The organism is Hydrogenophaga sp. H7, from assembly GCF_002025745.1.
In the GTDB taxonomy this organism is placed as follows: domain Bacteria; phylum Pseudomonadota; class Gammaproteobacteria; order Burkholderiales; family Burkholderiaceae_C; genus Hydrogenophaga; species Hydrogenophaga pseudoflava.
In genome coordinates, this window is sequence record NZ_MCIC01000015.1 from 471493 (window position 1) to 479119 (window position 7627).

Annotated in this window: 6 protein-coding genes; 4 read left to right on the forward strand and 2 right to left on the reverse strand. The window is 62.4% G+C overall.

Annotated features, from left to right (window positions below):
* Positions 1-53 precede the first annotated feature (53 nt).
* Both BC358_RS13575 and BC358_RS13580 read left to right on the forward strand, forming a co-directional pair.
* Entirely contained in the window at positions 54-650 is a 597-nt protein-coding gene (locus tag BC358_RS13575) for a GAF domain-containing protein (RefSeq protein ID WP_143434295.1), read from the forward strand.
* A gap of 96 nt (positions 651-746) precedes the next feature.
* On the forward strand, positions 747-3032 hold the full coding sequence (locus BC358_RS13580) for a YgiQ family radical SAM protein (protein WP_079366202.1): 2286 nt from the start codon (positions 747-749) through the stop codon (positions 3030-3032).
* Positions 3033-3128: 96 nt separating this feature from the next.
* Here BC358_RS13580 and BC358_RS22125 read toward each other — a convergent pair whose 3' ends face one another.
* Positions 3129-4454, reverse strand: coding sequence for a PKD domain-containing protein (locus tag BC358_RS22125; protein ID WP_256861514.1), 1326 nt, complete (start codon positions 4452-4454; stop codon positions 3129-3131).
* 38 nt (positions 4455-4492) lie between these two features.
* Between BC358_RS22125 and BC358_RS22445 the strand changes: the two genes are divergently transcribed.
* On the forward strand, positions 4493-4681 hold the full coding sequence (locus BC358_RS22445) for a hypothetical protein (protein ID WP_179130081.1): 189 nt from the start codon (positions 4493-4495) through the stop codon (positions 4679-4681).
* A 1360-nt stretch (positions 4682-6041) separates the two neighbouring features.
* Positions 6042-6350 carry a hypothetical protein gene (locus tag BC358_RS13595; RefSeq protein WP_079366205.1) on the forward strand — a complete coding sequence of 103 codons (309 nt, stop codon included), beginning with the start codon at positions 6042-6044 and terminating at the stop codon, positions 6348-6350.
* Between the two features lie 117 nt (positions 6351-6467).
* Here BC358_RS13595 and BC358_RS13600 read toward each other — a convergent pair.
* Positions 6468-7564, reverse strand: a protein-coding gene (locus BC358_RS13600) for an IS3 family transposase (protein ID WP_256861428.1) whose coding sequence is annotated in 2 segments (ribosomal slippage) — positions 6468-7312 and positions 7312-7564 — 1098 coding nt in all. Because the reading frame shifts where the segments join, the coding sequence is not laid out codon by codon here.
* Between the last annotated feature and the right edge of the window lie 63 nt (positions 7565-7627).

Here is a 7627-nt window from a genome sequence, read left to right on the forward strand (position 1 = left end):
AGGCTTCGTCTGAGGCGCTGCAAGGCACGTGGATTTGCCTTATAAAGCTGCGCATGAATCCACTGTTCGATCCGGGCTACCGGCCTGAAGACCTCGAAGTGCAGGTGTCCGAGCTGCTGGTGGCCACCGCGGACGAGTCCGATGAACTGATTGATCGGTCCATCTCCGATGTGCTGCGACTGCTGCGCGATCGCATGAAGATGGACGTGGTGTTCGTGTCCCAGTTTGCCGAGGGCCAGCGGGTCATCCGGTATGTGGACACCGATCCCGGGAATCCTCTGTTGTCGGTCGGCGACGCTGATCCGCTGGAAGTGTCGTGGTGCCAGCGGGTGGTCGACGGGCGCCTGCCCGAGTTCATCCCCGATGCCCGGCGGCTGCCGGCCTCGGCTGCCCTGCTCAAGGATGTCCCCTTTTCCATCGGCACCCACATCAGCACGCCCATCGTGCTGGCGAGTGGCGAGGTCTATGGAACGCTGTGCACCTTCAGCCAGGCGCCCCAGGGCTATCCCGACCCCAACGACTTGAAGGTGTTGCGCTACACCGCGAAGCTGGCTGCAGGGAAGATCGAGGGCCGGCGAGCGCGGGAACGGCAGGGCGCAGGTGTGCCGGAACTGTCGCTGGTGCCGCTGGAGCGCAAGCGCTCCCTGTAGGGCGCCGTCAGTCTGGCGGGAGGCCCCAGGCCCACGCAGGGCAGGCTGGGACCCCTACACTTGCGGGTTCCCCCGAAAGTCTCCCAGAACGGCCTCATGAACGCGCCCATCGATGTCTCCTTTTTCGCGCGCAACGCCAAGCCGCTGACCAGTTACCGCCCGTACTGGGCCAAGCGCTTCGGCACCGCGCCCTTTCTGCCCATGAGCCGGGCGGAAATGGAGCAGCTCGGCTGGGACTCGTGCGACATCGTGCTGGTGACGGGCGACGCCTATGTGGACCACCCCAGTTTCGGCATGGCCGTGATCGGCCGGGTGCTGGAGGCGCAGGGTTTTCGCGTCGGCATCATCGCCCAGCCCGACTGGCAGAGTGCCGAGCCCTTCAAGGTGCTGGGCAAGCCCAACCTGTTCTGGGGCGTGACCGCGGGCAACATGGATTCCATGATCAACCGGTACACCGCCGACCGGAAGATTCGCAGCGACGACGCCTACACCCCCGGCGACGTGGGCGGCAAGCGGCCCGACCGCGCCGCCATCGTCTACAGCCAGCGCTGCCGTGAGGCCTACAAGGACGTGCCCATCGTCCTGGGCGGCATCGAAGGCAGCCTCCGCCGCATCGCTCATTACGACTACTGGAGCGACAAGGTGCGCCGCTCCATCGTGGTGGACGCGAAGTGCGACCTGCTGCTTTACGGCAATGCCGAGCGTGCGCTGGTCGAGGTGGCGCACCGCATCGCCGCGCGCGAACCCGTCGAACAGATCACCGACGTGCGCGGCACTGCCTTCGTGCGCCGTCCGGGCGACCAGACCGCCGATGGCTGGATCGAGCTGGACTCGACCGAGGTCGACCAGCCCGGTCACGTGGAAGATCACATCAATCCTTACCAGACCACCAGCGAACAGGCGCAGGCGCGAGGCCAGAGCTGTTCCAAGGAAGAGGGCGCCACTCCAGAGTGCGACCCGCAGGTCAGACCCATCACCATCCACCGCCCGCAGGCCACGGGTGGTGTGGCCAGGCTGCCGCGCGACCGCACCGTCATCCGCCTGCCCAGCTACGAGCAGGTCAGGAGCGACGCCGTGCTTTACGCCCACGCCAACCGCGTGCTGCACCTGGAAACCAACCCAGGCAATGCGCGCGCACTGGTGCAGGCGCACGGCGAAGGCACCACGGCGCGCGACGTGTGGATCAACCCGCCGCCCATCCCGCTGACCACGGCTGAGATGGACTACGTGTTCGACCTGCCGTACGCCCGAGGCCCGCACCCCGCCTACGCCGACGAACACGGCCGCCACGACGGCGCGACCAAGATCCCGGCCTGGGAGATGATCCGCTTCTCGGTGAACATCATGCGCGGCTGCTTTGGCGGCTGCACCTTCTGCTCCATCACCGAGCATGAAGGCCGCATCATCCAGAGCCGCTCGGAAGATTCGATCATCCGGGAAGTCGAGGAGATGCGCGACAAGGTGGTGGGTTTCACCGGCGTGGTCAGCGACCTCGGCGGTCCCACCGCCAACATGTACCGCCTGGGCTGCCGCAGCCCGGCGATCGAAGCCGCCTGCCGCAAGCCCAGTTGCGTCTACCCAGGCATCTGCCAGAACCTCACCACCAACCACGATCCGCTGATCAGGATCTACCGCCGGGCGCGCGCGCTCAAGGGCATCAAGAAGATCCTGATCGGGTCCGGTCTGCGCTACGACCTGGCGGTCAAGAGCCCGGAATACGTCAAGGAACTGGTGCAGCACCACGTGGGCGGCTACCTGAAGATCGCGCCCGAGCACACCGAAAGCGGGCCGCTGTCGAAGATGATGAAGCCCGGCATCGGTAGCTACGACCGCTTCAAGGCCATGTTCGAGAAGTACAGCGAAGAGGCGGGCAAGAAGCAGTTCCTCATTCCGTACTTCATCGCCGCGCACCCTGGCACCAGCGACGAGGACATGATGAACCTCGCGCTCTGGCTGAAGAAAAACGGCTTCCGCGCCGACCAGGTGCAGACCTTCTACCCCAGCCCCATGGCCACCGCCACGGCGATGTACCACACCAGCCTGAACCCGCTCAAGGGCGTGCACCGCGACGAGCGGGCCGAACGCGTGGACATCGTGCGCGGTGAGAAGCGCCGGCGTCTGCACAAGGCTTTCCTGCGCTACCACGACCCCAACAACTGGCCGCTGCTGCGCGAAGCGCTCAAGACCATGGGCCGCGCCGATTTGATCGGCAATGGCAAGCACCATCTGATCCCTACCTTCCAGCCCGTCACCGACGGCGGGTACCAGAGCGCGCGGAGGAAGAACTCGACGCCGGGTGGGAGGGCGCTGGTGAAGGGGCGCATGCTGACTCAGCACACAGGCTTGCCACCGAGGCCGGGCACCAAAGGCAAGGGCGGGTAGCGCTAACAGAGACACATCCGTCCTGCGGCACCAGACGCAGAAAACCCCCGCTGGACTTCACATCCAGCGGGGGTTTTTACATGGGCTCTCTGGTTCTTAGTAGTAGAACGGGCCGACCCATTCAGCCGGGAGCAGCTGGTACGAGTTGCCGTACTGGTTGATGTTGGGTACACCACCATCGGCGCGGGTATTGCCACGCGACGACATACGACGCCCCATCAGGATGAACTCGGTGTTCGTATTCGGACCGCGGTGGAACACGTTGTTCTCCAGCACCACGTCCTCCAGACCCTGGCGGCTGTCGGGACCGTTGTTTTCAGGGCTGGTACCACCGGTGAATGAGTTGTTGTCCGTGGCGTCTCCCAGGCGGTTGTTGGCAATGACGATCTGCCTTGATGCCCAGGTGCTGCCCGAGATCGCGTAGTTGTCGTTGTATTCGCCCAGGCCACCGGAGTGCACCTTCAGTGCCACCCGGATGCCGTCGGAGGAACGGCCACGCAGCGCGTTGTGTGCGATGAAGCCCTTGTACATGCCCCACAGGCGCACCGTGTGCTGCTGGGCCGTGCCCATGTCGTTGCCCATGATCACGAAGCGGCTGCCTTCACCCGCCATGTTCATGTGCGGATTGGCCGTGCTGCCACGCAGCTGGTTTTCCACGATGAACAACTCCCGGGGCTGGATGTACTGGCTTGGTGCCAGGGTGTGGTTCTGAACGATATAGGCCAGGGCGCTAGCCAGATTGATCTGCGCTGCGACGAACTCACCCGTCGGCGCGTCGAAGGTGTTGCGGTAGAGCAGCAGGCGCGACATGGTCACGTACTGTTCAAAGCGTTGGAGGAAGTTCAGATCCATGATCGTGATGTCACGCGGGAACGCCGAGGAGGTCGGCCCCAGTGCGCCCACTTCAACACTGCTGATCCGCGGTTTCGCACCGGTGCCGAAGGCTCCGATCTGCACGTTCTGGCTGCCATGTGGGATGCCGATGGACGAGAACGTCTCACCACGGCGGAGCAGCACGCGGCGGTTGTTGAAACTCGCCGACGAGGGCATGGCCGTCATCTGGGAGGCCCCGGCAGGGCACCCGGCGAAGTTGGCGACCGCGGACACGCAGATGGTCTGGGTGCCGGCGAACACGGTGTTCGGATCCTGAACCTCGATTGTCACCGTCCTGTCGGAATAGCGACCAGTGGGGTCGGTCGCGCGAACACGCACCTGGTAGGTACCCGGCTGGTCGAACACGTGTGCGGCCAGCGGCCCACCCGTTTGCACGTTCTTTGGAAGGCCAGAGATCGGCCAGGTCTGACCCCGGTCATCCCCGAAATTGAATGCGTAGCGCACATGGTGGAACGGGTGTTGGCCGGTTGCGCTGTAGGTGGTCCCCGTAGCGTCGAATTGAACTGCCAGTGGCGCCGGGCCTGTCAAGCGAGTGGCTTCCAGTTGGGCAACGACCGTCGTCGAAGGTGCGGGTGCGGGTGCGGGTGCGGGTGCGGGTGCCGGTGCGGGTGCCGGTGCCGGTGCAGGTGCAGGTGCCGGTGCAGGTGCAGGTGCCGGTGCAGGTGCCGGTGCAGGTGCCGGTGCAGGTGCCGGTGCTGTGGCTGTCCTCACATAGCAGGCTTTGGGCACGCCCGACAAAGGATCCCCGAAAGTAGTGTTGTCGCAAGCCACACCGCCGGTGAACGTGCGGGGAGCGGTCCAGGTGGTGAGGGCGCCGTACACCACACTCGCAGAGCCACTGAACCGACATTGATTCCATTCTGCCGCGCACAAGGTATAGCCTGTCGGCACGCCCGAGGGAGCAGGAGCAGGAGCAGGAGCAGGAGCAGGAGCAGGAGCAGGAGCAGGAGCAGTCGCTGTTTGCAGATAGCAGGCTTTGGCCACTCCTGGCAAAGGATCCCCAAAAGTGGTGTTGGAACAAGCCACGCCGCCGGTGAAACTGCGCGGGGTAGTCCAGGTGGTGCGGGCACCGTACACCACATTGGCGGTTCCGCTGAATCGGCATTGGTTCCATTCGGAGGAGCACAGCACATAGCCCTGCGGTGGCGTGTTTGTCGTCTGAGCCGGAGCTTCAGCGACAGCCAGAAGCAAAGCCCCGCCCATCAGTGCTTGCAATGTTGACTTTGCAGAAAAGACAGGCACCATAGGCAACAGAGAAAAAGTTTGCGAAAACATACAATCCTTTAAAACATTCGACTTCGTGCTACCGGCCTTGATGGGGTAGGAGTAAACTCCTGTAGCTACAAGGCTGAGTAGCTCGCTAATCAGTTCATTGCTCCATGACTCCGAATCTCCAGGGAGTCATCGGTAGTCTGCTAACGACATAGTCACCGGAAGCCTAATGTGGTGACTTTTCGTGCCGTGTTTGTCTCTCGGGCCACAGCAAAATTCTCGCCTTCGACACTCATTTTCAGTGGGTGCCTGAGACTGTTGTCGTTCGAGTTTCGGTGAACTGAATGACCAAAAGCCTAACCGTTTCACAGAGTTACGATCACGCTCATCACGTTACCGGCCTGTTGTTTCAGGGCTTCAGCATAGGATGTAGACGCGTACGTTCAGCCTCCAACGTAGCCCTTTCGTCGTTTGGCCGTTGCGTGAGGTGATTTGGTTGGCGTTTCGTGAGGCGCAAGCTGTGAGCTTGCCGCGCGCTTATAGCTCGCGATCTGTGAAAAGACGCTCAATAGCACTGACATCCAGGCCGTGCAAATCTCAGTTGTGGACCGCTAGGACACAGACATGAATGTCAGAGACCTTTGATTCGTGATCTTCATCCCTGAGACGGGGAATAACTGAGCGCTTGTTCCAAGCCTCTTTAAATTTAACCACGAATAGCAACATTTGGCGAGCTGGTACCCATGTTTGTGTACTTCGTTCATAGGCCAGATGTCGGTATGCGTCCGGCCAACCCATCTTGCGCATGATAGGAGTTGATGGTCAGCACGCCAGCGGTGCGTGCGCGCTGCCATAGACTCCCGGTGAACAGCCGCCGTCAAGCGGTGGAGGTGCGCACCGAAGATGAATTCCAAGCAGACGATTCTGGACCGCGAGTTGTTCACCCAAGCCCTGCGCCACATGGGCGAAGAAGACCTGCTGTACCTCAACCGGATGGTGGTCGAACGCTTGAACCTGCTGGCTCAGGCCAGGAGCACGGTGGATCTGGCGCAGTTCGCCGAAGGCGACCGTGTTCAGTTCACGGCCAGCGATGGCAGCGTCAAGAGCGGCATCGTGCTGCGCCTGAACAAGAAAACCGCCAGCGTGCACACCGACGAAGGCCAGAACTGGAAGGTCTCACCAGGGCTGCTGCGCAAGATAGCCACCCGATGAACAAGGCCCCTGGCGTCGATGGCCAGGATCAGTCAGCCGGCTGCCAGCGGTGCGGCAACAGCTCGTTGATCCGACTGGCCTTGTGCGTGTTGAAGTCCCCTCGAATTCCTGAGCCAGTCAGAAGTAGAGGTTGGGGAACAGTTTGACACGGTACTCGACCGGTGGGATTCGGCCGAGAGATTCATGGGGGCGCTGGTGGTTGTAGCGGTGCAGCCAGTCGGCCGTCATATCACGCACCTCCTGCAATGACTCGAAGACATAGCAGTCCAGCACCTCGGTTCGGTAGGTCTTGTTGAATCGTTCGACATAGGCGTTTTGCGTGGGCTTTCCTGGCTGGATGTGATTGAGCGCGATGCCCTTGGATTTCGCCCATTCGGACAGAGCGTGAGCGATGAACTCCGGGCCGTTGTCCAGGCGAATCGACAGCGGCGCTCCGCGCACTTCCACCAGCTCATTCAAGGCACGTATGACACGGGCTGCCGGCAGGCTGGTGTCGACCTCGATACGCAGGCCCTCGCGGTTGAACTCATCGATGACGTTGAAGGTCCTGAATCGCCTGCCGGACCACAGTGCATCGGCCATGAAGTCGCAGCTCCAACCCTGATTGGGTTGGCCAGCAGCCTCCAGCGGTTGCTTGATGCGCGCCGGCAAACGCTTCTTGCCGCGCCGTGGCAGGTTCAGCCGCAGCTCGCAGTACACGCGCCAAAGCACCGTCTTGCCCCAGGGCTTGCCTTGGTGGCGGGCACTGTCGTAAAGCAGGCCAAAGCCGTGGCGCGGGTTGAGCGCCATGTGCATCTGGATGAAGGTGATGACCCCGGAGTCGTCGCGCGCAATGGGTCGGTAGCGCAGTGTGGAGCGGGCAATGCCGCTGGCCTGGCAGGCTCGGCGCTCGCTCATGCCGTGCTCGGCCATGAGGGCTTGAACGACCATCTCGCGACGCTCCGGGGTCAGAGCTTTCGGTCGACAACGTCCTTGAGCGCGTGGTGCATGAGCGCCAGGTCGGCATACATGCGTTTGAGCTTGGCGTTCTCGTCCTGCAGTTGCCGAAGCTGCGCCAGGTGCGAGACCGTCATGCCAGAGAACTGACTCTTCCACTTGTAGTAGGTCGGCTCGCTCACGCCGTGCTTCCTGCACGTCTCGCCGACCTTGGCACCCATCTCGACCTCCTTGAGGATGCCGACTATCTGCGCTTCGCTGAATCTGGATTTCTTCATGTAGAGACTCCGTCTTGGGGAATTCTCTACTTCCGGGTGGTTCAGGTTTTCAAGGGGACTTCA

Coding starts and splice junctions, on each gene's coding strand:
- BC358_RS13575 (WP_143434295.1), top strand. CDS start 54: ATGAATCCACTGTTCGATCCGGGCTACCGGCCTGAAGACCTCGAAGTG.
- BC358_RS13595 (WP_079366205.1), top strand. CDS start 6,042: ATGAATTCCAAGCAGACGATTCTGGACCGCGAGTTGTTCACCCAAGCC.
- BC358_RS13580 (WP_079366202.1), top strand. CDS start 747: ATGAACGCGCCCATCGATGTCTCCTTTTTCGCGCGCAACGCCAAGCCG.